Genomic DNA, 21,767 nt, shown 5'->3' on the forward strand with positions numbered 1-21,767 from the left:
CTACCCGGCCCGCGCGCCGTGTCACGTCACAACCCCGTGGGACAGTGTAACAAGCCGCGCCATCGCCAGACCGCGGGATGGCGATCCTTGGGTTGTGGTGGGCACTTTATGCTGGCCAAATCCGTGTGCGGTTCAAACGGAGCGCTGGCGCAGACAAATCGCCAGCCCGTGCGGGCGGTCTGGCGATGGCGCGGCGGCCTATCGGCCTTTACTCCGCGCAACAGCACTCAGAAACCCATGTTTCCATTTATCCTGTACCAATAGGTTACAAGTTCAACCCAAACAGGCGGCACAATAAGACTTAACGAAAAGGTTAGTATCGCAGCACCGAGAAAATAAGTGGCGTAGGTGTGTAGTCGCTCAACATGCCCGATGAACCCAGTGATCTTTTTCTCCCATTGGCTCAATTCGAGTTTTTCAAATCGCCCATCAACCGTCACATCCATGTGCTTCATCGAAAGCAAGTAGAGCCAGATCGCAATCAAAAGTGTAGAAAGCCCAACCAATAGGCCGGGTGCAAAAAGATCACTGCTTTTGAGCATCCCCAATCCGGTGATCTTTTCAGCCAAACCAACCAAACTTGCAGCCCCAAGGAGCCCAGACGCGACCGCCAAACCTCTTTGTGATCGAGCTTGTACATTTCCAAGAATCTGCAACGAGCGGTCAACTCGGTTTACTTCCCAAGTACATTTGCTCTCGGCAGAACATAGCGGGCAATTTGTCGTATAACCATCAGAACTATCGCAAAACGACCCATGCTCCCGGCACAAGTACCTTCCGCGATTGACGCTCAGAAAGTGATAGATCACCGCGACAAACCACCATGCAGGTTCGGCATATCCAGCGCCGCAAACCCGTAGTGCCGCAGCCAGCGCAGATCGCTGTCAAAGAACGCCCGCAAATCCGGGATGCCGTATTTCAGCATCGCCAGACGGTCGATCCCGATGCCGAACGCAAAGCCCTGATAGACCTCCGGATCAATCCCACCCGCAGCGATCACCTTGGGGTGGACCATGCCGGAACCCAGAATCTCCATCCAGTCGTCGCCCTCGCCGATCTTCAGCTGGCCGTTATCCCAGGAACAGCGGATATCGACCTCGGCCGACGGCTCGGTGAAGGGGAAGTGCGAGGCGCGGAAGCGCAGTTCGACATCGTCGACCTCGAAGAAGGCCTTCACGAACTCTTCCAGAACCCATTTCAGGTTCGCCATCGAGATGTCTTTATCAATCGCCAGCCCCTCGACCTGATGGAACATCGGCGTGTGGGTCTGGTCATAGTCGGCGCGGTACACGCCGCCCGGACAGATCACGCGGATCGGCGCGCCCTGCTTCTCCATCGAGCGGATCTGCACCGGCGAGGTATGGGTGCGCAGCACATGCGGCGGGCGATTGTCACCCTCGGCGCGGTGCATGTAGAACGTATCCATCTCGGCCCGCGCGGGGTGGTGGCCGGGGATGTTCAGGGCGTCGAAATTATACCAGTCGGTCTCGATCCGCGGCCCTTCGGCCACCGAGAAACCCAGCTCGGCAAAGATCGCGGTCAGTTCCTCGGTCGCCTGGCTGATCGGGTGGATCGAGCCCTGACGGCGCGCGCGGGTCGGCAGGGTGACGTCCAGCCATTCGGTGCGCAGACGCTCATTCAGCGCGGCATCGGCAAGTGCTGCTTTCTTGGCGGAGAGCGCCGAGTTGATCTCATCCTTCAGCGCATTCAGCGCGGGGCCTGCGACCTGACGTTCCTCGGGGGTCATCTTGCCCAGTTCGCGCATCTTCAGCGCGACCTCGCCCTTTTTGCCGACGGCGGCGACGCGGATCGACTCGAGCGTGTTCTCGTCGCCTGCTTCGGCGATCTGACCCAGATATTTTGCCTTGAGATCGTCCATGACGCTTCCTGACCTTGGCCCCTGACTGCTGTTCAGGCTCTGCTATCACAGCGGACCGTGAAAGCAAGAGGGGCCGGGCAATCAGGCGCAGCGCAACAAAGCGGTGGTTCTGTCCTGCCGCACCGGGCGCGCGGTCTCGCCATAGGTTTCGGGGTGATGGCGCAATTCGGGGAACAGGGTCAGGATCTCATCCGTGGCGTCGCTGCCCAGACCATCCAACCCCTCTTGCCCGGGAAAAAAGCTTTCGGACACCAGACCGCTTGTGGTCACCAATTGGTGGCGGTCGAACATCATATGGATGTAGCGCACGATATCGCAGGTCACGGCGGTCACGGTCGCGCCATTGACCAGCGCCTTGGCGGGAACCAGCACCTCATGCTCGCCAAACAGAAGCTGAGTTTGCCAGCCGGTGATCAGAACCTGGTGCTGGGGGGAAATCAGAACGTCATCCTTGGCGCCCAGTGTTCCGGCGCTGATCCGGATCGGGGCAAAGCGGTCACGCCCGGACACAGTGCTGCCCCCGATCCAGCTGATCGGAAGCGGGCCGTTATCAACGGTGTTCACCAAATCCCCCGTTTCAAGCGTTTCGATACGGCGGGGCCCGTGTGGCGTATCCACCAACGTGCCCGCCGTGAAACAGGCGGCACCACTGTCACCGGGCGAAACATCGGCGTGAACCAGCGTGTTCGGGTTGGGCTAGTTGAACTGCAAGGATGTGGTGGTCGAGCCGGGACCCGTCAGAACAACCAGATTTTCGGACGTCGCCCCCGCAGCCAGCCCATCGATTGCGGTGATATTCTGCGTGCCGTTGCCGATGTCATAGAAGTCGATGACCTCATTGGTACTTGTGTTGGTCAATGCGACCGCTTCGAAGATCGTATCGTTCACCGGAACAGGCGCATCGGGGTCGGTCAGCAGGAAGGTGAAGTTATCTGCCGAGATGACAAAGACCTGCTCATTGTTGTCCGGGTCGGTGGTCACTACGACGCCGGGATCGGTCAGCGCGATCTCTAACCCGACGGTGCCGTCGCTGTTGTAAAGCGAAACGGTGAAATCTGCCGGATCTTCCGACGCGCCCAGCGCAACTTCGACAAACTCATTCACGCCGGAGGAAACGACAAACGGGTCGGCGTAGTGCAATTCGCTGATGCGGGGCATTCAGGGCATCCTTTGGGGAAAGGTCGTCGCAATTACTCGGACGCTTGTATTCACGAACGATGAACGCCTTCAATCCACAGGCGATCACAATTTGCGTTACCACACGGCAGCTTACGACGCGCACGCCACCTCACCAAAGGGGTAAGGTGGGCTGCTCGGCGTGTTAGGTCGGTGTCAGTAGCTGTACTGCGGGAACACCCGCGTCAGATCGCCGTTCCAGTCGCCGTTATAGTGATCCAGCAATTCATCTGCCGGAACCTTGCCGGTTTCGATACTGTCTTTCAGCGCATTCAGGAAATGGGTTTCGTCCGGCACCAGACCGCCTGCGCCGGGGAAGGCGCGGGATTTCAGCCCGGATTCCGAGATCGCCACGACCTCGCGCGCCAGATCGTGCATGTTGATGTTGCCGACCTGCGCCTGCAACCCGTCTTTGGCGGCCTCAACACGCAGCGCTTCGCGGGTTTCGGCATCCCAGCCCTTGACCAGATCCCAAGCTGCATCCAGCGCGCCCTGATCGTAGGTCAGGCCAACCCAAAAGGCGGGTAGCGCACACAGCCTGCGCCACGGGCCGCCATCAGCGCCGCGCATCTCCATGAATTTCTTGATCCGCGCTTCGGGGAAGGCGGTGGTCAGATGGTCGGCCCAATCGGACAGGGTCGGTGTTTCGCCCGGCAATGCGGGCAGCTTGCCTTTCAGGAAGTCACGGAAGGACATGCCTAGAGCATTCACATACTGACCGTCGCGATAGACAAAATACATCGGCACATCGAGCGCATATTGCACGTAGCGCTCGAACCCGAACCCGTCTTCAAACACGAAGGGCAACATGCCCGTGCGCGCATCATCGAGATGCCGCCAGATATAGCTGCGCCAGCTTTTCTGGCCGTTGGGCTTGCCCTCGAAGAACGGAGAGTTGGCGAACAGCGCCGTTGCCACCGGCTGCAACGCCAGCGCCACGCGCAGTTTTTGCACCATGTCGGCTTCGGACCCGAAGTCGATGTTGACCTGAACGGTGCAGGTGCGCCGCATCATGGCGCGGCCCATGGTACCGACCTTCTCCATATAGTCGTTCATCAGCCGATAGCGGCCCTTGGGCATCAGCGGCATTTCCTCGTGGGTCCAGATCGGGGCTGCGCCCAGACCGATGAAGCCCACGCCGATCTCGTCAGCGATGTCCTTTACCTCGCGCAGGTGGGTGTTCACCTCGTCGCAGGTCTCGTGGATCGTTTCCAGCGGCGCCCCCGACAGCTCCAGCGCGCCACCGGGTTCGAGGCTGACATTCGCCCCGTCTTTCTCCAGACCGATCAGCTTGCCGCCTTCGCGCACTTCGGCCCAGCCGTGCCGATCCCGCAGACCTTCCAGCACCGCCACGATAGACCGAGTGCCTTCGAATGGCAGCGGTTTCAGGGTGTCCTTGCAATAGCCGAACTTTTCATGCTCGGTGCCGATGCGCCAATCCTGCTTGGGCTTGCAGCCCGATTCCAGGTATTCGGCCAATTGCTCATGACGTTCGATCGGTCCGCCGCCGGACTGGGGGATGGACATGAATCGCGCTCCGATCCTGATGTGTCTGTCTGGTTGGTCAGTCGTGGGGGCAAACCGCGCCGGTGTCAATGCAGCCTGAGATGCGCGGGCCGTAAGGGGGTGCGTTCCCAGATCACCACCGGATGGCTCGCGCCACCGTTCAACTCCGCCAGCATTTGTTCGGTTTTCAATCCCGGCAGGGCCGAGAAGACATCGAACAGCGCCTCGGCCCCTTCGGCATTCACAGGAATGTGAAGCAGAGGTTGGCCCGGTTGTTCCAGCACCCAATGCGCCGGGGTCGAGGTCGGGTCGAGCGCCAGCCGCTCGATCTCGCGCGTGGCGACCATGCCGCCGTCCAGCGGGCCAAAGTAGTTAATCTGACCTTCGTCGACGGTGACAACACCCTGCCCGCCCGACCCGGTCCGGAACCGCCCGCGCTGCACCCCGATCACCGCCAGCGCCACTGCGACGGCCACAAGCACCCAGCCGAGCCAACCCAGCAATCCACCGGGCCCACTGATCCAACTGAGGCCGAGGATCAGGACAAACACAGCCACCAACACTTCGCGCCAGCGCCACAGGGCCTGCTTTGCTTCGGGTCGGATAAAGCTCATTTCAGGGCCTCTTGTGGATTTTCTAACAGGGCGATCCGGTACCATCCGACTTGCTGAAACCCCATCGCCTCATAGGCGCGTGCAGCGGGTGGGTTATTGGCAAACAGGATGGCCGTGTTCGCGCCCTCGGTCTTTGCCTTTTGCAGCAGGGCTGTTGTGACCCTGCGCCCGAGGCCGCGATTTCTGTTCTCGCGCGGTACAAACACGCCGCCCACCTGAACCTGATCGTGGACGGATGCGTTGATGGCAGCCATGGCAACCGGAGCGTCGCCTTCCAGCATGACAATCGCTCGGCCCGATTGAATATCGGTGGTGATCCGGTCGGGGGCCATATCCAACGCTTCTTGCCCTTTGGCCTGACCGGTATCCTCAAAATAATCCGCAAACCAAGGGGTCAGCAGCGGCCGATCAGCCTCTGACAGGCCGCGAAAGGGAATCTGCGCTTTGGGTACTTCGTGCAGATCAAGGCGGTACAAGGGTTCATCATGGTGCAGACGATAGTCCGCCTGTCCGAACCCCAGCGCGTTCAATGTTACCGCAACCTGCGGTGCGGCCCCTGTCATGCCCAACACGGTTTGACCTGCGATCTGACCCGCAAAGGCCCGCGCGGCTCGCGGCGAACAATCGGGCAGTTGCGCCATCAGGTACCCCTTTTTGGTCAGGCCGAACACGCCCTGGATGTGATCCGCCCCCCAAATGAAAAACCGGGTGGAGTGGTCGTTGTCTCCCAGTCCAACCCCATGCGCTGCCAGATTGCTGCGCAGAAACATGGATGTGTCAGGATATTCGGCCAAAAACGCCTCAATGGCCGGAGCGTCGGGTGAAGCAGCCTCGCGGATCACGCCCAATCCCCCAACGCCTGCTGCCACATTGTCAGCGCCGCCACCGCCGCCGTATCGGCCCGCAGGATACGGGGGCCAAGGCTGACCACATGCGCAAAGGGCAGCGCCGCCAGACGCGCGCGTTCCTTGTCCGAGAATCCGCCCTCGGGACCCACCAGAATGGCCCATGGCTGACCCTTTTCGTTGGCCGCCAACCGCAGGGCCGAGCCCACCTCGGCCTCATTACAGAACATCAACTGACGCCCCTCGGGCCACGCGTCCAGTACACGATCCAGTCGCTGCAGATCGGCGACCTCGGGCACAAACGTGCCGCCGCATTGCTCGGCTGCCTCAACCGCATGGGCCTGCAAACGGTCCTGTCGGATGCGTTCGGAATTTGTGAACTCGGTCTGCACGGGCACAATCCGCGCCGCGCCCATTTCCGCTGCTTTTTCAACGATGAAGTCCGTGCGGGCCTTTTTGATCGGCGCAAACAGAAACCACAGGTCGGGCGGCAGTTGCAGCGGTTTGGTCTGGTCCAGACAGATCAGAACACCACCGCGCTTTCCAGCCTCGGTAACCTCAGCCAGCCATTCGCCATCCTTGCCGTTGAACAGGGCCACGTGGCCGCCAACCGTCAGGCGCATGACGCCGAACAGGTAATGCGCCTGCTCGCGCGTCAATTCAACCGATTGCCCCTGACCCAAGGGCTGCTCTACATACAGTCTGATCTTCGCACTCATGAGACCTTACATATGCAAGGCAATGCCCCAACACCAGATGGTCAGGTCGCCGATGCCGTAACCGGCAACTGGGTCGACACCTATGCCCCCGCTTTCGCGCGCCCCTACCTGCGCCTCAGCCGCGCCGACCGGCCCATCGGAACTTGGCTTTTGCTGATTCCCTGTTGGTGGGGTCTGGCGCTGGCCATCCTGCACGACGGGCAAGCGCGGTTGGAGGATCTGTGGATCGCCATCGGATGCGCGCTGGGCGCGTTCCTGATGCGCGGGGCGGGGTGCACCTGGAACGACATCACCGACCGAGAGTTCGACGCGCAGGTCGAACGCACGCGGTCGCGCCCGCTGCCTGCAGGTCAGGTCACGGTGCGACAGGCAATGGGCTGGATGATTCTGCAGTGCCTGCTGGCGTTGGGCATCCTGCTCAGCTTCAATCAGGCGGCAATTGCGATGGGAGTGCTGTCGCTGCTGCCGGTGGCGATCTACCCGTTTGCCAAGCGCTTTACATGGTGGCCGCAGGTGTTTCTAGGGCTGGCCTTCAACTGGGGCGCGCTGCTTGCCTGGGCTGCGCATGCCGGATCAGTGGGCTGGCCCGCGATCACCCTATATCTGGCGGGCATCGCGTGGACGTTATTTTATGACACCATCTACGCCCATCAGGACGCCGAGGATGACGAACTGGTCGGCATCAAATCCACCGCGCGCCTGTTCGGGACCGATACGGCAAAATGGCTCAAGTATTTTCTGGCCGCTACCGTTTCGCTGATGGGGCTGGCGATCATCGACGCGCTGGTTCCCGGCGGGTCGATTCTGGTGCTGGTTATCGCCCTTGGTGGTCCATGGGCGATGGGCTGGCACATGATGTGGCAATTGCGCGGTCTGGATCTGGAAAACAATGCCAAGCTGCTGCAATTGTTCCAGTCGAACCGGGACACCGGCCTTATTCCGCTGATCTTCCTCTGCGTCGCGCTGCTGCTCTGATTGCACCTGCGGGCCGGGGTCTGTAAGAGTCCGCCCAAACGCCTGAGGAGTCACTAGCCCGCACATGCGTCTGCCGTATTTTCTGTCCGTGTCCCTGATCTTTCTTGTATCTGCAGGGGCGTCACTGCTGGCGGCCGGCTTTGCCGTCACCAAGATCGAGGAAAGCTCGGAATTTGCTGTGCGACGGGCCTTGGACCTGAAAGGCCATGACTGGGCCGAGGTCCAGTCAGACGGGCTGCGCGTGGTGCTGACCGGCATCGCACCGGACGAGGCCACACGGTTCAATGCCCTGACCGCTGCGGGAACCGAGGTCGATACCTCGCGCGTCATCGACGAGATGGAGGTCACCGCCACCACCGCGCTGGCCGCGCCGCGCTTTTCGGTCGAGATTCTGCGCAATGACAGCGGCATCTCGGTCATTGGCCTGTTCCCGGCCAGCGAAAGCCGAGATGACCTTGTCGACAGGCTTAGCGATCTGGATCGCGCGGCCCCTGTTGCGGATCTGATGGAAACTGCCGACTACCCGAAACCCGATGGCTGGGATGAGGCGATTGCCTATGCGGTCAGCGCCCTGTCGCGCCTGCCGCGTGCAAAGATCTCGGCCAGCCCGGGGCTGGTGAAAGTAACCGCCATCGCCGACAGTCAGGCCGAGAAGGAACAGCTGGAACAGGACCTGACCCGCACCGCGCCGCCCAGCCTGCGCATCGGTCTGTCGATCTCGGCCCCGCGCCCGGTTATAACGCCTTTCACCCTGCGTTACCTGATCGGCGCGGATGGTGGCCAGTTTGACGCCTGCTCGGCCCAGGATGAAGAGGCGCGGGATCAGATCATTGCCGCCGCACAGCAGGCCGGTCTGAGCACGACATATACCTGCACCATCGGTCTGGGTGTGCCGTCGCCCCGTTGGGCAGACGCGGCAACCCTTGGCATCAAGGCGCTGGCCGAGATTGGGCAGGGATCGATCACCCTGTCCGATGCAGATATCACCCTGATTGCCGCGCAAGGAACCAATCCCGCCCTGTTTGACCGTGTGGTGGGCGAACTGGAAAACGCCCTGCCCGAGGTCTTCGCCCTGCACGCCGTACTGCCCGAACCCGAGGACGAAGAACCCACAGGCCCGATTGAGTTTTCAGCCACGCGCAGCCCCGAAGGACTGGTCCAATTGCGCGGTCGCGTGGGCGATGAAACCCTGCGGGACATGGCCGACAGCTATGCCCGAGCCGCCTTTGGGTCGGAACAGGTTTATACAGCCACCCGCGTCGTTCCTGATCTGCCCGCAGACTGGCCTGTCCGTGTTCTGGCGGGGCTTGAGGCGCTGTCCCTTCTGCAAAACGGCGCTTTGACTGTGACACCGGAATCAGTGGACCTGAGCGGCAACAGCCATGACGAAGACGCCAAGGCCCGCATCGCCGGGATGCTGTCCGAGAAATTGGGCGAAGCGCAGGATTTCACCCTGTCCATCACCTATGTACCGCCACCGGAACCCGAGGACGCTCTGCCCGATCCCGAGCTGTGCGAGGAACGGATTGCCGAGGTACAGAAAGCCAGCAAAATTGCGTTCGAGCCCGGCTCGGCCACAATCGCGGCGGATTCGCGCGATGCGGTGAACCAGATCGCCGATATCCTGCGCGAATGCGGCCCGATCCGATTGGAAATCCAGGGCCATACCGACAGTCAGGGCCGCGAAGAGATGAACCAGCAACTCAGCCAGGCGCGGGCGCAATCCATCCTGAACGAATTGCGCGGGCGGCGGATTCCGACCTCAAGCTATACCGCCGTCGGGTATGGGGAAACGCAGCCCATCGCCGACAATGACAGCGAAGCGGGCCGCGAGGAAAACCGCCGGATCGAGTTCCGCCTGATCCGCCCGGAACCGGTCGAAAACACCGAAACCGGGCTTGAAGCGCTGGAAACCGGCACGACCGAGCCGGACCAGACCGACACGACCGCACCGGATGCGGATGCGGATGCAGAGGATCAATAGAGTGAACAGAACCGAATTCATCATCGCCACCGCCGTCATCCTGTTCGCGGCCTTCTGCATGGGCTGGTTCGCCAACTGGCTGGCCCACCGCCTGTCCCGCGTGCGCCAAAGCGACGTGGCCGATCTGGACCGGATGAGCCAGGAGCTGCACGAGGCCGAAGAAACCCGCGATCAGGCGATCACCTACCTGCAACAGCGCGAGGCCGAATTGACCAACCAACTGACCCAGGCTGAAGCCGAACTCGCCGCTGCCATGGACGGCTTGCGCGCCGCGCGGCAAGAGGCTGAGGAACTGCGCGGACGCATCAACAACGCGGACTAGAAATTTCCTCAGGATTGAGACCTTCGGGCTTACTAGCTGTTGAACGTCACCCGAACCTGACGCAACCGCCATAGTTGGATCAGTAACAAGGTGAGCGCTCGACATCAGAGATGTGCCCCAGTCAAACATCTTTGGAGCAAAGAGATTAGGTACAGGAGTACTGATCTGTACGGCGCTCTTTAGGAAGTGTCGGCTATAAGCCCTAGGTGTCAGATGCTGCGGCAACAACGAACGTCGGTTTTTCGCGCTATGATCAAAAACCAGAGCTGGTCTCGAACAACATTGCACGCAGAAATACAGTAGCGCGACTTACTCACCTGTATCGAGTGGTTGATGACGGCCTCACTGGCTTAGGATAAAGTGAACCTATGAAATGTGGTCAATGTGAACGGCCAGCGCTCTACGAATACGATAACGGGCTGTATCTGTGCCTGTCCTGCAATGCGATCCTGCAAGAAAACAATTACCGTGGCTTCCTGATGAACGCTGCTATGATGAACCATGCCATGGATGAAATGGACATGGTGACGGGCATTCCTCTGGGAGGTGGTAGAATCCCGGTTAGCGCGCTATCCCAAGCAATGAGCCGCCCCATGACAAACAACCATATCACCATCTCAAATTCATCCGTGGGCGTTTTGAACACTGGTGACCTAGCGAAGATCAATGCAGTTATAACGATCACGGAAGGAAGTGACGCTGAGGAGCTGGGTCACACCATCAAAGACTTCGCGCAAGCTGTGGTCGATTCCGATGAGATCACGAAAGAGGAAAAGCACGAGGTAGGCGAACTGCTCGGGACCCTGTCGGAGCAGATCGCCGGAAAGCGTTCTAAACCTGTGATCGGAAGCGTTCTCAAAGGAATCGAGGAGCGGATAAAGTCCGTGAATGTGTTGTGGGGCTTCGCTGAGAAAATTGGTAAGCTACTAGCAGACCTTGGAATTACAGCTTGACGTTCTGGCACGTGGCGCAGGTCAAGACCCCTCTACCGTGCCTCTCGACGCTCCTGTTTGTCCTTCGCCCTAGCCAGTACCTCACCAATCGCGAGAAGCCCCGTCCGACGGCACTGGCGGCTTCTTCTGACGCTCGGCCACCACTCCCGCTCGTTGATCCGCAACACTGCTATTTCCGAGTGTTTCGTGACCAGCACATTCTTGAAGCTGACATTGGCGCGTGTGGGTTTAACGACAACTTGGTCCCGCACTGACGACACTGGATCAGCAATACACGGTGTTCGGGCCAATGCTACGTGTCGGGTCACGCTGCATTGATTCAGAAATTTCGCATCAAGACTCAGAGAGTTGCGACGTTCCATCCCAACGGGTCAGCGCGTCTTCGTCCTCATCCTTGGCGGCAACCCATTCCGCGCCGGAGTTGGTGATTTCCTTCTTCCAGAACGGCGCGCGGGATTTGAGGTAGTCCATCAGAAACTCGGCCGCCTCGAACGCATCCTTGCGATGCCGCGCAGCGGTGGCCACCATCATGATGCGGTCGCCCGGAGCAAGTCGTCCGTGGCGGTGAATAACCAGCACGTCGCCCAATGACCAGCGCGCGCGGGCCTCTTCCGCGATCTTGGTCAGGGCGCGTTCGGTCATGCCCGGATAATGCTCGATCTCCATTACATCCAGATCGCCCGAGGCCAGATCGCGCACCACCCCAGTAAAGGTCACAATGGCGCCGTTGGCGTCGTCACCGGCAGCAAAAGCATTGGCCTCGGCCCCCAGATCAAATGGCGCTTCCTGAACCGCGATCCGCATCTCAGCCACCGGTCATGGGTGGGAAAAATGCGACCTCGCGCACCCCGGCCAAGGGGGCGTCGAAGTCGGACAATTCCTGATCCAGCGCCACGCGCAGGGCCGAGATGTCGGCAAAGGCGGCGGCATAGCGATCTTCGCGTGCGCTAAGCTCGGCGACCAGCTCGGACACGGTCGCAGCCTCGGTCGCGACCTTTTCTTTCGGCAGGCCGATGCGTTCGCGCACCCAGGCGAAATACAGCACGTCCATCGCTTAGCTCTCCTTCAGATGGGGCATGGCTTTACGTAGGTAGTCGTAGCCGGTGATCAATGTCAGAGTCGCGGCGATCCAAAGCAGCCACAACCCGATCTGACCCGACCAATACATGCCCTCCAACGTCCAGGCGATGTTGTTTACATCCTCGATCTGGCCGGTCAAAACCTGATCGATGGTCGGCGCGTCCATGCCGAACGTAGCCATCACAAAGTAGTGTTCAAAGATCCCCTGCGAAAACAGAATTGCAATGGCGAACATCTGCGCCGTGGTCTTCCATTTCGCCAGCTTTGTTACCTTGAGCGTCCCGGCAACATCCCCCAGATATTCGCGCAGGCCCGAGACAAAGACCTCACGAAACAGGATCACGGTGGCGGGCAGCACCAGCCACGGAGTCCAGTGCTCGGTCGAGTATCCCACAAGGATCATCAGCGCGATCACCACCATGGCCTTGTCGGCAATCGGGTCCAGCATCGCTCCGATCTTGGTTTCCTGCTTCCACGCGCGGGCCAGATAGCCATCGAACCAGTCCGTAATCGCCGCCGACATGAACAGGATCAGGGCAAACCAGTCTGCGTAGGGGCGGGTGAAATACAGAAACATCACGGCCAGACCGGGTGCCGCCAGCAGGCGCAGCAGGGTCAGAATATTGGGCAAGTTCCACTTCATGCGCAGACCCTACATCGCCGGGTCAGGACAGAAAAGACGAACGCGCAAAAAACTGCACCAATCACAGGCGGTTGTTCAAAGCGCTGCGGGTTTGGTGCGGGGCCGCATTGCCTCTTGGCCCCAGGTCGGAATGGCGTCAGATTGCGGGTGACTTGGCCAAGGGCGACATATGACCCCGAATATTCAAACCGATGCGCGTGCGAACCTGACGGGCAGCGCGTGGATGATCGGCGCGATGGCGTGTTTCGCGCTTGAGGACGCGCTGTTGAAGGCTGCCGCCCAGACGCTGCCGATCTGGCAGATCCTGGTCCTGTTCGGTGCGGGCGGTGCGGTGATCTTTGCCAGTGTCGCGTTTGCGCGTGGCACTCGGTTATGGCAGCCCGACGTGCTGTCGCCCGCGATGAAAATCCGCGCCGTGTTCGAGATATTGGGACGCCTGTTTTACATACTGGCCTTCACGCTGACCCCCTTGTCCTCGGCCACCGTGATCCTGCAGGCCACCCCGCTGGTCGTCGTCGCCTGCGCCGCGCTGTTGTTTGGCGAAACCGTCGGCTGGCGACGGTGGAGCGCCATTCTCGTCGGTTTGCTCGGCGTTGTGATCATCATCCAACCAACCGGCGAGAGTTTCACGCTGCTGTCTCTGCTGGCTGTGTTTGGCATGTTGGGATTTGCCGGGCGCGATCTGGCCAGCCGTGCGGCCCCGGCCAGTCTGGGCACCGAAGTTCTGGGCTTTTATGGCTTTGCCTGCGTGATCATCGCCGGGTTTGCCTATAGCTTTTGGGAACAGGCCCCGGTCGCCGCGCTGAATTTGAACACAAGCCTGCACGTTGCCGGAGCCGTGGGTTTCGGAACAATCGCCTATGCATCGCTGATGAAAGCCATGCGCACCGGAGAGGTCGCAGCCGTCACGCCGTTCCGCTATTCCCGCCTGCTGTTCGGTGTGGCGTTGGGTGTGGTGATGTTCGGAGAACGTCTGGACCAGACCATGTGGATCGGTTCCGCACTGATCGTCGCCTCGGGGCTGTATATCCTGTGGCGCGGGCGGCGGACTTAGCCCTTGTCGTGGAAGAAATCGTAAACCTTCTGCGCCAACCCGGCTGAGATCCCCTCGACCGCTTTCAGATCCGCCAGATTGGCCCGGCTGACCGCCTTGGCGCTGCCGAAATGCGCCAGCAGGGCGCGTTTGCGCGCCGCGCCCACGCCGGGGATTTCATCCAGCGGGGTCGCGCCCACGGCCTTGGCCCGTTTCGCACGGTGGGTGCCGATGGCGAACCGGTGCGCCTCATCCCGCAGGCGCTGGATGAAATACAGCACCGGGTCGTTGCGTTTCAGGGCAAAGGGGCGCTGGCCGGTGCGGTGAAACTCTTCCTTGCCGTGGTCACGGTCGACGCCTTTGGCGACGCCGACCATGGGGATGTCCTCGACGCCAAATTCCACCATGATCTCATGCACCGCACTCACCTGCCCCGCGCCGCCGTCGATCAGCAACAGATCGGGCCATAACCCTTTGTCGCGGTCGGGGTCTTCCTTTTGCAGGCGGGTGAAACGGCGGGTCAGAACCTCTTTCATCATGCCAAAGTCATCGCCCGGCGTCAGGTCATCGCCCCGAATGTTGAACTTGCGATAGGCGTTTTTCATGAACCCCTCAGGGCCAGCCACGATCATGCCGCCGACCGCGTTGGTGCCCTGAATATGAGAGTTGTCGTAAACCTCGATCCGCGCAGGAGGCCCGTCCAGATCAAACGCCTCAGCCACGCCGCGCAACAGCTTGGCCTGCGTGGCGCTTTCCGACATGCGCCGGGCCAGAGATTCCCGCGCGTTGCGCAGGGCTCCCGCGACCAGTTCCTGCTTCTCACCGCGTTGGGGCACGAGGATTTCCACCTTGCGGCCTGCCTTCTCGGTCAGCGCCTGCTGCATCAGATCGGCGTTTTCGATCCCATCCGACAGGATCAACTGCCGGGGCGGTTCCTTGTTGTCGTAAAACTGGCCAAGGAAAGCCTCCATCACCTCGGCCGGGGACACATCGGCCCCCACGCGCGGATAGAAATCCTTGTTGCCCCAGTTCTGGTTGGCCCGGATGAAGAACACCTGCACACAGGCCTGCCCGCTGTCCATATAGAGGCCGATCACATCTGCCTCGGCCACACCGCGCGGGTTGATGCCCTGACTGGTCTGCACCTGCGTCAATGCCCGGATGCGGTCACGCAGACTTGCGGCGCGTTCGAACTCCATCGCCTCGGACGCGGCCATCATCTGTTCTGCCAGTTCCTCCTGCACCTTGGTCGAACGGCCCGACAGGAAGCGTTCCGCATCCCTGACGCTTTCGCGGTAGTCGGCCTCGCTGATCAGGTCCACGCACGGCCCAGAACAGCGCTTGATCTGATACAGCAAACAGGGCCGCGTGCGGCTGTCGAACATGGAATCCGAGCAGTTGCGCAACAGAAATGCCTTTTGCAGTTGGTTCAGAGTCCGGTTCACTGCGCCTGCACTGGCAAACGGCCCGAAATAGGCACCCATTTCCTTTTTTGCCCCGCGATGTTTCTTGATCTGCGGAAAGGCATGATCCTTGGCGACCAGAATATTCGGGAAACTTTTGTCATCCCGCAGCAGCACGTTGTACTTGGGCTTGAGCTGCTTGATCAGGTTCTGTTCCAGCAGCAGAGCCTCAGTCTCGGTCCGTGTGGTCAGGAACATCATCGAGGCGGTCGCGGCGATCATCTTCTCGATCCGGCCCGAATGCCCGGGGCGCGTGTAATTCGACACCCGTGCCTTGAGGTTCCGCGCCTTGCCCACATACAGAACCCGACTGTCCCCATCCAGCATCCGATACACACCCGGAGAGCTGTCCAGCGTTTTCACATAACGCTGGATGCAGGCATAGCCGGTTGGCTGAGTGTCCGAAGTTGATTCGCTGTGGGAGGTCATGGCCCTGAGATATGATTCCCTGACAATGGCTGCAATCTTGCGCGTCTCAGTTCAAGAGAAAACAAATCCACGGTTTCTGTGGATAAGTGTGAAGATAAGTTTCCGTGAGGCTGGATTTTTCCTTGTTTCCTTGCTGTTTCGTCAAGTTGCACAAAAAATAGGCAATGCCATATCGTATTGTTTTCAAATGTTATTTTTTTGAACGCTTAGCAAGTGCATGAAAAAAAAGACATTTTTGTAACGGGCAGGTAACACGAATGAGAGCGGTGCAAAACTTGCACGGGAATTGCTTATTCTACCCCCAGCACATCCGGCGTCTGCCACCCAAGATGCTGCCCGCCATCCACGCACAAAAGCTGTCCTGTGACCGCATGCGCATCCAGGAAATAGCCCAAGGCTGCCGTGATATCAGAAGGATTCGCCCCGCGTTCCAACACGGTGTTGGCGCGCTGCGCCTGAAAATGTGCTTCGGACTGGCGGTGGCCTTGCATGGTTGGCCCCGGCCCGATGGCGTTGACGCGTATGGCCGGGGTCAGTGCCTGCGCCGCCGTCCGGGTCAGTGCCCACAGACCCATCTTGGCGATGGTGTAAGTCATGAACTCGGGCGTCAGCTTGCGCACCCGCATATCGACCATGTTGACGATCAGCCCGGTCGCCACAGGCTCACCCTGAGCATCTGTTTCGGGCTGCAAACCCTGCTCGGCCATGGCCTGCGTCAGCACAAACGGCGCGCGCAGGTTGCTGTCGAGGTGCCGGTCCCAGCTTTGGCGCGTTGCGGTTTTGATATTGTCGTATTCAAAGATCGAGGCATTGTTCACCAGACAGGTGATCGGCCCGCCCAGCGCCTCGGCCGCGCGTGGCAGCAGGGCGGTGACCTGAGCCTCATCCAGCAGATCAGCCTGCAGCGCAACTGCTTTCCGGCCAAGGGCTTCGACCTGCGCAACGGTCTCTAACGCCGGTCCTTCGGACGTCGCGTAATGCACAGCCACATCATACCCGCGCCCGGCCAGATACAGCGCCATGGCGCGGCCCAGACGGATACCGGCTCCGGTCACTAGTGCTCGGGTCATGGGCTACCTCTTTCTGTCAGGTCACATCAGCAATGTGGTGACATAAAGCGCATAAAGGAAAGTCAACACCAGACCCCAGATCCGGGAAATGTCCTGTTTGAAGAACACAAACGGGATCAACAGCAGCGATGCGCCCAGCATGACCCACAGATCGAACTCAAGGAATTCCGGGTCGACGGGGATGTTGCCGAACCATGTGGCGATGCCGACGATGGCCAGCAGGTTGAACATGTTCGACCCGATCACATTGCCCAGCGCCACATCCGCCTGACGCCGCAGCGCCGCCATAACGGTTGTGGCCAGTTCGGGCAGAGACGTTCCGACTGCAACCAGCGTCAACCCGATCACCGTCTCGCTGATCCCGTACATCCGCGCGATGACGGTGGCATTGTCCACAAGCAAGTGCGCCCCCATGGGCAGGCCGATCAGACCCAGGATCAAGTAGATCGAGATCTTCCAGTACGGCATGTCCGGGTCGGCCTCTTCCAGACCGTCCAGTTCTTCATCCTCGGCGCATCCGTTCTCGGCATCGGCGCAGGCTTTGCGGTGGGCTTTGGCTTCGCGGAACGCATTCCACAGAACAAGGCCCAGTGCGGCCAGCAAAATGGCACCGCTGACCAGATTGAAGACGCCGCAAAACGCCAGACCGATGAACAACACACTGGCCAGCAGCATGAACACATAGTTCTTACGACTGTCACACTCGCTGGTGTGCAGGGTCGCCAGCAAGGCAGGGACACCCAGCACCAGCAGAATATTGGCGGTATTGGACCCGACCACGTTGCCCAGCGCGATCCCCGGCGCGTTTTCCTTCAACGCGCTGATCGCAATCAGCAACTCGGGGGCCGAGGTGCCAAAGGCCACGATCGTCAGGCTGACAATCAGCGCTGGCACACCCAGCCGCAGGCTCAGGTTCACCGCACCGCGCACCAACGCATCGCCGGCCAGCAGCAGGATCACCAACCCAAGGCCGGAGAGCAGCCATGCCGTCATGTCCGGCCTCCTTTTTCGCAGGCGCACGGGCCCTTGCCGATCCGAAACCGGCCACAGCGCGGGCATTTTGCGGAACTCAACCGCTTTTGCCCCGGAAAGCGCAGCTTGCCGAACATCGCCAAAACACCCATGGCGACCAGAAACAAAGTGACAATCTTGATGATCACGTCACAAACCGAAACGCGCGTAGGCCGCCCGCTCCTCTAACCCTGCAATGGCGTCCTGCGCCAGCGAGGCCCCAAAGCGCGACCAGATGGGTTTGCGCAGACCGTAGCGACGGAACTTGACCTTCTCGCCGAACCGTTCCTGCATCTTGGGTTTCAGATGGGCGATGCCTTCGATCAGACCCAGTTCCTGCGCGCGTTTTGCCAGCCAGACCTCGCCCGTGAACAGATCGGCATTTTCGTCCAGCTTGTCGCCCCGGCGGGATTTGACATGGGCAATGAAGTTTTCATGGATGTCGCCCAGCAGACCTTGCAGGCGCTTCACATCCTCTTTCTTTTCCGGTCGGAAAGGATCAAGCATCGATTTCGATTTTCCCGCCGTATGCACACGCCGTTCAAACCCCTGCTTTGCCAGAAATTCATGCGCCCCGAACCCGGCCGAGATCACCCCGATTGATCCCAGGACCGAGCTGTCGTCGGCCCAGATTTCATCCGCCGCCGCGGCCAGCCAATACCCGCCCGAGGCAGCAACATCCTCGACAAAGGCAATCACGGGGATCTTCAGTTCGTCTGACAACCGCCGAATCCGCGCCCCGATCAGCGAGCTTTGCACCGGCGATCCACCGGGCGAGTTGACCTCAAGCGCGACGGCAACCGGTTTGCCCTTGCGAAACGCCTTCTCCAGCACGGGCGCCAGAGAGGTATCGTTCAACGCCCCGCGCCCGGCCATACCAATGGCTCCGGACAGGCGCACGACGGCCACAACGGGGTGCTTTTTGACAAACGGCAGGCTGAGTTTCATGCGTGCCGATGTAGAGTGCCCCCAACGTCTAAACAAGGGACTCTCAGATCGCAAAACGTGACGTGAGACAATTTCCTGACACCAATGGGCAAAAATGCAACGCCCGCCAGTGGCCTAGCTGCGGATGCGCCAACCGGTTTTAAAGATCCATCCGATGACGCCAAGACAGATCCCGGTGAAGGCCACAATGGCCAGCAGGCTGAACACAATCGGCACATCTGCAAGCCCGTAAAACGACCACCGGAAGCCCGAGATCAGGTACACAACCGGGTTGAACAGGGTGATGGTCTGCCACAGCGGCGGCAGCATCGAGATCGAATAGAACGTCCCGCCCAGAAAGATCAGCGGGGTCACAACAAGCTGCGGGACCAGCGACATCTGCTCGAAATTGCTGGCCCAGATGCCGATGATGAAGCCCAGCAGGGAAAAGCTGAGACAGGACAGGATCAGAAACGCCGCCATGGCAAAGGGGTGTTCGATGCGAATATCCACAAAAAAGGTCGCCGTGATCAGGATCACGATTCCCACAAACAACGCCTTGGTCGCCGCCGCCCCGACATAGCCAATCACGATCTCGATAAAGTTCACGGGGGCGGATAGCAGTTCGTAAATCGTACCCAGAAACTTGGGAAAATAGATACCGAAAGAGGCGTTCGAGATCGACAGCATCACCACTGACAGCATGATCAGTCCCGGCACGATGAAGGCCCCGTAGGAGACGCCCTCAACCTCTTGAATCCGGCTGCCGATGGCGGTGCCGAAAACGACGAAATACAAAGACGTGGACAGGACAGGCGACAGAAAGCTTTGCGCCAGGGTGCGGAAAAACCGCGCCATTTCAAATCGGTAGATGGCTGCGACGGCTGACCAGTTCATGCGGGCTCTCCCGACACCAGATTGACAAAAATCTCTTCCAGGCTGGATTGCCGCGTCTGAACGTCCCGCAAGACAAGCCCGGCCTGCGCCACATCATTCAACAGCGTGGTGATCCCGGTTCGGTCGGCATGGGTGTCATAGGTATAAACCAGCGCGTCGCCATTGCCGTTCAGAACCAGATTATGTGCCGCCAGAGCGTCGGGAATGTCCGTTATGGGCTCGGTCAGCATGACCTCGATCTGCTTCTTGCCCATTTGCGCCATCAGCGTGTCCTTGTCCTGCACCAGCAGCAACTCACCCTTGTCGATGACCCCGACGCGGTCGGCAATGGCTTCGGCCTCTTCGATGTAATGGGTGGTCAGGATGATGGTGACACCGGCCCGTTTCAATTCGGCCACGATCTCCCACATATCTTTGCGCAGCTCGACATCGACCCCGGCGGTTGGCTCATCCAAAAACAACACACGGGGCTCATGCGCCAGCGCCTTGGCGATCAACACGCGGCGCTTCATCCCACCGGACAGTTCCTTGATCGCATTCTTGCGTTTGTCCCACAGCGACAGTTTGCGCAGAATTTCCTCGATCCGCGCACTGTCATGGCCGTGGCCAAACAAGCCGCGCGAAAACCGCACCGTGTTATAGACCTTCTCGAACGGCTCCAGCGCGATCTCCTGCGGCACCAGTCCGATCATCTTGCGGGCGGCGCGAAACTCGGTCTGAATGTCATGCCCGCCTACGGTGACCGACCCTGAACTGAGGGTCGTGATACCACAAACCGTCGAGATCAAGGTGGTCTTGCCCGCCCCGTTTGGCCCCAGCAGCGCCAGAATCTCACCCTCTTCGATATCCAGCGACACGCCTTTCAGCGCTTCAAACCCGTCAGCATAGGATTTGCGCAAATCCTTTATGGACAAAATGGCGGTCATGCACGGTCCCCGTTTTGGCCGACCATATCCCGCGATCCGCACGCGGAACAGGTCACTTCCGCACAGTGTTCTGAGCATTTTTGCCGAAAGGTCAATCAGAGTGAGACGCACACCGCCCCGATCGCCCACTGCGCTGTGGCCAGAAACGCATTGATCCCCTGCCCGCCTGCCGATACCCCGAAGGCCGCACCATGGAGGAACCGAATGCTTAACGGAATACGTGTTATCGAAATCGAAGGGCTGGGGCCCGCCCCGTTTGCCGCCATGTTGCTGGCCGATCTGGGTGCCGATGTGATCACCATCCACCGCAAATCCGGCAACCCCACACCCGGCATGCCGGACCAGTCGGTTCTGGACCGGGGCAAACGGTCAATCGCTCTGGACCTCAAGGACCCCGACGATATTGAAACGGCCAAACGCCTGATCGACACCGCCGACGCCCTGATCGAAGGGTTTCGCCCCGGCGTGATGGAAAAGCTTGGCCTTGGGCCCGACGCCTGTTTTGCACGCAATCCCAGGCTGGTCTTCGGGCGGATGACCGGCTGGGGGCAGGACAGCCCGCTGGCGCAAACCGCCGGGCATGATCTGAACTACATCTCCCTGTCGGGCGCACTCTGGTACGGCTCGACACCCGACACGCCGCCCCAAACCCCCGCCACACTGGTCGGCGACATCGGCGGCGGCGCGCTCTATCTGGTGTCGGGCCTGCTGGCGGGTCTGATCAATGCGCAACGGACCGGGCAAGGCACCGTCGTCGACGCCGCCATCTATGATGGCTCGGCCCATATGATGAACCTGCTGATGACCATGCGGCAAACCGGCAACCTGTCCGATACCCGGGGCCAAAGCATGCTGGACGGCCCGCATTGGAGCCGCACCTACACCTGCGCAGACGGGCGCTATGTTACGGTGCAATGCCTCGAACCCAAGTTCTACGCCCAATTCCTACACCTCATGGGCCTGACCGACGATCCCGACTTCGCCCAACAATTCAACCCGGCCCTCTGGCCCGATCAAACCCGACGCCTCGCCGCGCTGTTCTGCAAACACCCGCGCGATCACTGGGCCGCGCTGTTTCAGGGCACCGATGCCTGCGTCGCCCCGGTGCTCAGCCCGACCGAAGCCCTGACACACCCGATGAACAAAAGCCGCCAAACCTGGCAGACGGTGGATGGCACCCTGCAGGCCGCCGCCGCCCCACGATTCTCGAACCATCCGTGGACTGCCAAACCCAGCCCTACCCGCGGCGAACACAGCGAGGACATCAGAGCCGAGCTAGACAAGCAGCGCGGATCCGCCCCTTCATCTGGCTAAA

General features: G+C 60.3%; 23 protein-coding genes. 6 read left to right on the top strand and 17 right to left on the bottom strand.

Going from position 1 to position 21,767, the window contains the following annotated elements:
• Nucleotides 1–227: 227 nt before the first annotated feature.
• From ACR0KX_RS15955 to ACR0KX_RS15990, 8 genes are all read right to left on the bottom strand, one after another.
• Nucleotides 228–656, bottom strand: coding sequence for a hypothetical protein (locus tag ACR0KX_RS15955; protein ID WP_480708583.1), 429 nt, complete (start codon nt 654–656; stop codon nt 228–230).
• Nucleotides 657–805: 149 nt separating this feature from the next.
• The gene (gene pheS, locus ACR0KX_RS15960; protein WP_170624120.1) at nt 806–1,879 is read right to left on the bottom strand and encodes a phenylalanine--tRNA ligase subunit alpha; all 1,074 of its coding nucleotides are present in this window, start codon (nt 1,877–1,879) and stop codon (nt 806–808) included.
• A gap of 81 nt (nt 1,880–1,960) precedes the next feature.
• Nucleotides 1,961–2,560: a Hint domain-containing protein gene (locus ACR0KX_RS15965; protein ID WP_480708600.1), complete on the bottom strand. Its 600-nt coding sequence runs from the start codon at nt 2,558–2,560 to the stop codon at nt 1,961–1,963.
• 15 nt (nt 2,561–2,575) lie between these two features.
• Complete coding sequence (locus ACR0KX_RS15970; RefSeq protein WP_480708584.1) at nt 2,576–3,037, bottom strand: hypothetical protein; 462 nt, start codon at nt 3,035–3,037, stop codon at nt 2,576–2,578.
• Nucleotides 3,038–3,211: 174 nt separating this feature from the next.
• The gene (locus ACR0KX_RS15975) at nt 3,212–4,582 is read right to left on the bottom strand and encodes a glutamate--cysteine ligase (protein ID WP_170624122.1); all 1,371 of its coding nucleotides are present in this window, start codon (nt 4,580–4,582) and stop codon (nt 3,212–3,214) included.
• A 65-nt stretch (nt 4,583–4,647) separates the two neighbouring features.
• The gene (locus ACR0KX_RS15980; RefSeq protein ID WP_170453218.1) at nt 4,648–5,175 is read right to left on the bottom strand and encodes a hypothetical protein; all 528 of its coding nucleotides are present in this window, start codon (nt 5,173–5,175) and stop codon (nt 4,648–4,650) included.
• Entirely contained in the window at nt 5,172–6,044 is an 873-nt protein-coding gene (locus tag ACR0KX_RS15985) for a GNAT family N-acetyltransferase (RefSeq protein ID WP_170624124.1), read from the bottom strand. The genes ACR0KX_RS15980 and ACR0KX_RS15985 overlap by 4 nt, the downstream gene beginning before the upstream one ends.
• Nucleotides 6,014–6,739, bottom strand: coding sequence for a 16S rRNA (uracil(1498)-N(3))-methyltransferase (locus tag ACR0KX_RS15990; RefSeq protein ID WP_480708585.1), 726 nt, complete (start codon nt 6,737–6,739; stop codon nt 6,014–6,016). The genes ACR0KX_RS15985 and ACR0KX_RS15990 overlap by 31 nt, the downstream gene beginning before the upstream one ends.
• A 12-nt stretch (nt 6,740–6,751) precedes the next feature.
• On the opposite strand from ACR0KX_RS15990, the gene ubiA reads away from it, so the two are divergent.
• From ubiA to ACR0KX_RS16010, 4 genes are all read left to right on the top strand, one after another.
• A complete protein-coding gene (ubiA, locus tag ACR0KX_RS15995; RefSeq protein ID WP_480708586.1) occupies nt 6,752–7,714 on the top strand; it encodes a 4-hydroxybenzoate octaprenyltransferase in 963 nt (320 codons plus the stop codon).
• Between the two features lie 64 nt (nt 7,715–7,778).
• Nucleotides 7,779–9,698: an OmpA family protein gene (locus ACR0KX_RS16000; protein ID WP_480708587.1), complete on the top strand. Its 1,920-nt coding sequence runs from the start codon at nt 7,779–7,781 to the stop codon at nt 9,696–9,698.
• 1 nt (nt 9,699) lies between these two features.
• The gene (locus ACR0KX_RS16005) at nt 9,700–10,020 is read left to right on the top strand and encodes a hypothetical protein (RefSeq protein ID WP_170624132.1); all 321 of its coding nucleotides are present in this window, start codon (nt 9,700–9,702) and stop codon (nt 10,018–10,020) included.
• Nucleotides 10,021–10,388: 368 nt separating this feature from the next.
• The gene (locus ACR0KX_RS16010; protein WP_170624134.1) at nt 10,389–10,973 is read left to right on the top strand and encodes a hypothetical protein; all 585 of its coding nucleotides are present in this window, start codon (nt 10,389–10,391) and stop codon (nt 10,971–10,973) included.
• A 333-nt stretch (nt 10,974–11,306) separates the two neighbouring features.
• Here the strand turns inward: ACR0KX_RS16010 and ACR0KX_RS16015 are convergent, their stop codons facing one another.
• From ACR0KX_RS16015 to pgsA, 3 genes are read right to left on the bottom strand one after another with little or no spacing between them, the layout of a single operon-like run.
• Entirely contained in the window at nt 11,307–11,777 is a 471-nt protein-coding gene (locus ACR0KX_RS16015) for a molybdopterin synthase catalytic subunit (RefSeq protein ID WP_170624137.1), read from the bottom strand.
• A gap of 1 nt (nt 11,778) precedes the next feature.
• Nucleotides 11,779–12,024: a molybdopterin converting factor subunit 1 gene (moaD, locus tag ACR0KX_RS16020; RefSeq protein WP_170522072.1), complete on the bottom strand. Its 246-nt coding sequence runs from the start codon at nt 12,022–12,024 to the stop codon at nt 11,779–11,781.
• Nucleotides 12,025–12,027: 3 nt separating this feature from the next.
• Nucleotides 12,028–12,696, bottom strand: coding sequence for a CDP-diacylglycerol--glycerol-3-phosphate 3-phosphatidyltransferase (gene pgsA / locus ACR0KX_RS16025; protein ID WP_170453227.1), 669 nt, complete (start codon nt 12,694–12,696; stop codon nt 12,028–12,030).
• Between the two features lie 169 nt (nt 12,697–12,865).
• Here pgsA and ACR0KX_RS16030 point away from each other — a divergent pair, with 169 nt between their 5' ends.
• Nucleotides 12,866–13,750 (top strand): DMT family transporter, encoded by an 885-nt coding sequence (locus ACR0KX_RS16030; RefSeq protein ID WP_170624139.1) that lies wholly within the window; start codon nt 12,866–12,868, stop codon nt 13,748–13,750.
• Here the strand turns inward: ACR0KX_RS16030 and uvrC are convergent.
• The 6 genes from uvrC to ACR0KX_RS16060 all read right to left on the bottom strand — a co-directional run bounded on the left by uvrC (nt 13,747) and on the right by ACR0KX_RS16060 (nt 20,452).
• Complete coding sequence (gene uvrC / locus ACR0KX_RS16035) at nt 13,747–15,621, bottom strand: excinuclease ABC subunit UvrC (RefSeq protein WP_480708588.1); 1,875 nt, start codon at nt 15,619–15,621, stop codon at nt 13,747–13,749. The genes ACR0KX_RS16030 and uvrC overlap by 4 nt on opposite strands.
• 290 nt (nt 15,622–15,911) lie before the next feature.
• Nucleotides 15,912–16,691, bottom strand: a complete 780-nt coding sequence (locus ACR0KX_RS16040; RefSeq protein ID WP_480708589.1) for an SDR family oxidoreductase — start codon at nt 16,689–16,691, stop codon at nt 15,912–15,914.
• A 21-nt stretch (nt 16,692–16,712) separates the two neighbouring features.
• A complete protein-coding gene (locus ACR0KX_RS16045) occupies nt 16,713–17,684 on the bottom strand; it encodes a calcium/sodium antiporter (protein ID WP_170522064.1) in 972 nt (323 codons plus the stop codon).
• Between the two features lie 168 nt (nt 17,685–17,852).
• Complete coding sequence (locus tag ACR0KX_RS16050; protein WP_170453232.1) at nt 17,853–18,650, bottom strand: S49 family peptidase; 798 nt, start codon at nt 18,648–18,650, stop codon at nt 17,853–17,855.
• A 114-nt stretch (nt 18,651–18,764) separates the two neighbouring features.
• Complete coding sequence (locus ACR0KX_RS16055; protein ID WP_170453233.1) at nt 18,765–19,526, bottom strand: ABC transporter permease; 762 nt, start codon at nt 19,524–19,526, stop codon at nt 18,765–18,767.
• Complete coding sequence (locus ACR0KX_RS16060; RefSeq protein ID WP_170737341.1) at nt 19,523–20,452, bottom strand: ABC transporter ATP-binding protein; 930 nt, start codon at nt 20,450–20,452, stop codon at nt 19,523–19,525. Before ACR0KX_RS16060 ends, ACR0KX_RS16055 begins: the two co-directional genes overlap by 4 nt.
• Before the next feature lie 204 nt (nt 20,453–20,656).
• On the opposite strand from ACR0KX_RS16060, the gene ACR0KX_RS16065 reads away from it, so the two are divergent.
• Nucleotides 20,657–21,766, top strand: a complete 1,110-nt coding sequence (locus ACR0KX_RS16065) for a CaiB/BaiF CoA transferase family protein (protein WP_480708590.1) — start codon at nt 20,657–20,659, stop codon at nt 21,764–21,766.
• Nucleotide 21,767: the final 1 nt, after the last annotated feature.

The organism is Ruegeria sp. BG5 (assembly GCF_056538425.1).

Bases quoted from the DNA above. Each gene is read 5' to 3' on its own strand.
- pheS (WP_170624120.1), bottom strand. From the start codon at position 1,879: ATGGACGATCTCAAGGCAAAATATCTGGGTCAGATCGCCGAAGCAGGC.
- ACR0KX_RS15970 (WP_480708584.1), bottom strand. From the start codon at position 3,037: ATGCCCCGCATCAGCGAATTGCACTACGCCGACCCGTTTGTCGTTTCC.
- ACR0KX_RS15975 (WP_170624122.1), bottom strand. From the start codon at position 4,582: ATGTCCATCCCCCAGTCCGGCGGCGGACCGATCGAACGTCATGAGCAA.
- ACR0KX_RS15980 (WP_170453218.1), bottom strand. From the start codon at position 5,175: ATGAGCTTTATCCGACCCGAAGCAAAGCAGGCCCTGTGGCGCTGGCGC.
- ACR0KX_RS15990 (WP_480708585.1), bottom strand. From the start codon at position 6,739: ATGAGTGCGAAGATCAGACTGTATGTAGAGCAGCCCTTGGGTCAGGGG.
- ubiA (WP_480708586.1), top strand. From the start codon at position 6,752: ATGCAAGGCAATGCCCCAACACCAGATGGTCAGGTCGCCGATGCCGTA.
- ACR0KX_RS16000 (WP_480708587.1), top strand. From the start codon at position 7,779: ATGCGTCTGCCGTATTTTCTGTCCGTGTCCCTGATCTTTCTTGTATCT.
- ACR0KX_RS16010 (WP_170624134.1), top strand. From the start codon at position 10,389: ATGAAATGTGGTCAATGTGAACGGCCAGCGCTCTACGAATACGATAAC.
- ACR0KX_RS16015 (WP_170624137.1), bottom strand. From the start codon at position 11,777: ATGCGGATCGCGGTTCAGGAAGCGCCATTTGATCTGGGGGCCGAGGCC.
- moaD (WP_170522072.1), bottom strand. From the start codon at position 12,024: ATGGACGTGCTGTATTTCGCCTGGGTGCGCGAACGCATCGGCCTGCCG.
- pgsA (WP_170453227.1), bottom strand. From the start codon at position 12,696: ATGAAGTGGAACTTGCCCAATATTCTGACCCTGCTGCGCCTGCTGGCG.
- ACR0KX_RS16030 (WP_170624139.1), top strand. From the start codon at position 12,866: ATGACCCCGAATATTCAAACCGATGCGCGTGCGAACCTGACGGGCAGC.
- uvrC (WP_480708588.1), bottom strand. From the start codon at position 15,621: ATGACCTCCCACAGCGAATCAACTTCGGACACTCAGCCAACCGGCTAT.
- ACR0KX_RS16040 (WP_480708589.1), bottom strand. From the start codon at position 16,691: ATGACCCGAGCACTAGTGACCGGAGCCGGTATCCGTCTGGGCCGCGCC.
- ACR0KX_RS16045 (WP_170522064.1), bottom strand. From the start codon at position 17,684: ATGACGGCATGGCTGCTCTCCGGCCTTGGGTTGGTGATCCTGCTGCTG.
- ACR0KX_RS16050 (WP_170453232.1), bottom strand. From the start codon at position 18,650: ATGAAACTCAGCCTGCCGTTTGTCAAAAAGCACCCCGTTGTGGCCGTC.
- ACR0KX_RS16055 (WP_170453233.1), bottom strand. From the start codon at position 19,526: ATGAACTGGTCAGCCGTCGCAGCCATCTACCGATTTGAAATGGCGCGG.
- ACR0KX_RS16060 (WP_170737341.1), bottom strand. From the start codon at position 20,452: ATGACCGCCATTTTGTCCATAAAGGATTTGCGCAAATCCTATGCTGAC.
- ACR0KX_RS16065 (WP_480708590.1), top strand. From the start codon at position 20,657: ATGCTTAACGGAATACGTGTTATCGAAATCGAAGGGCTGGGGCCCGCC.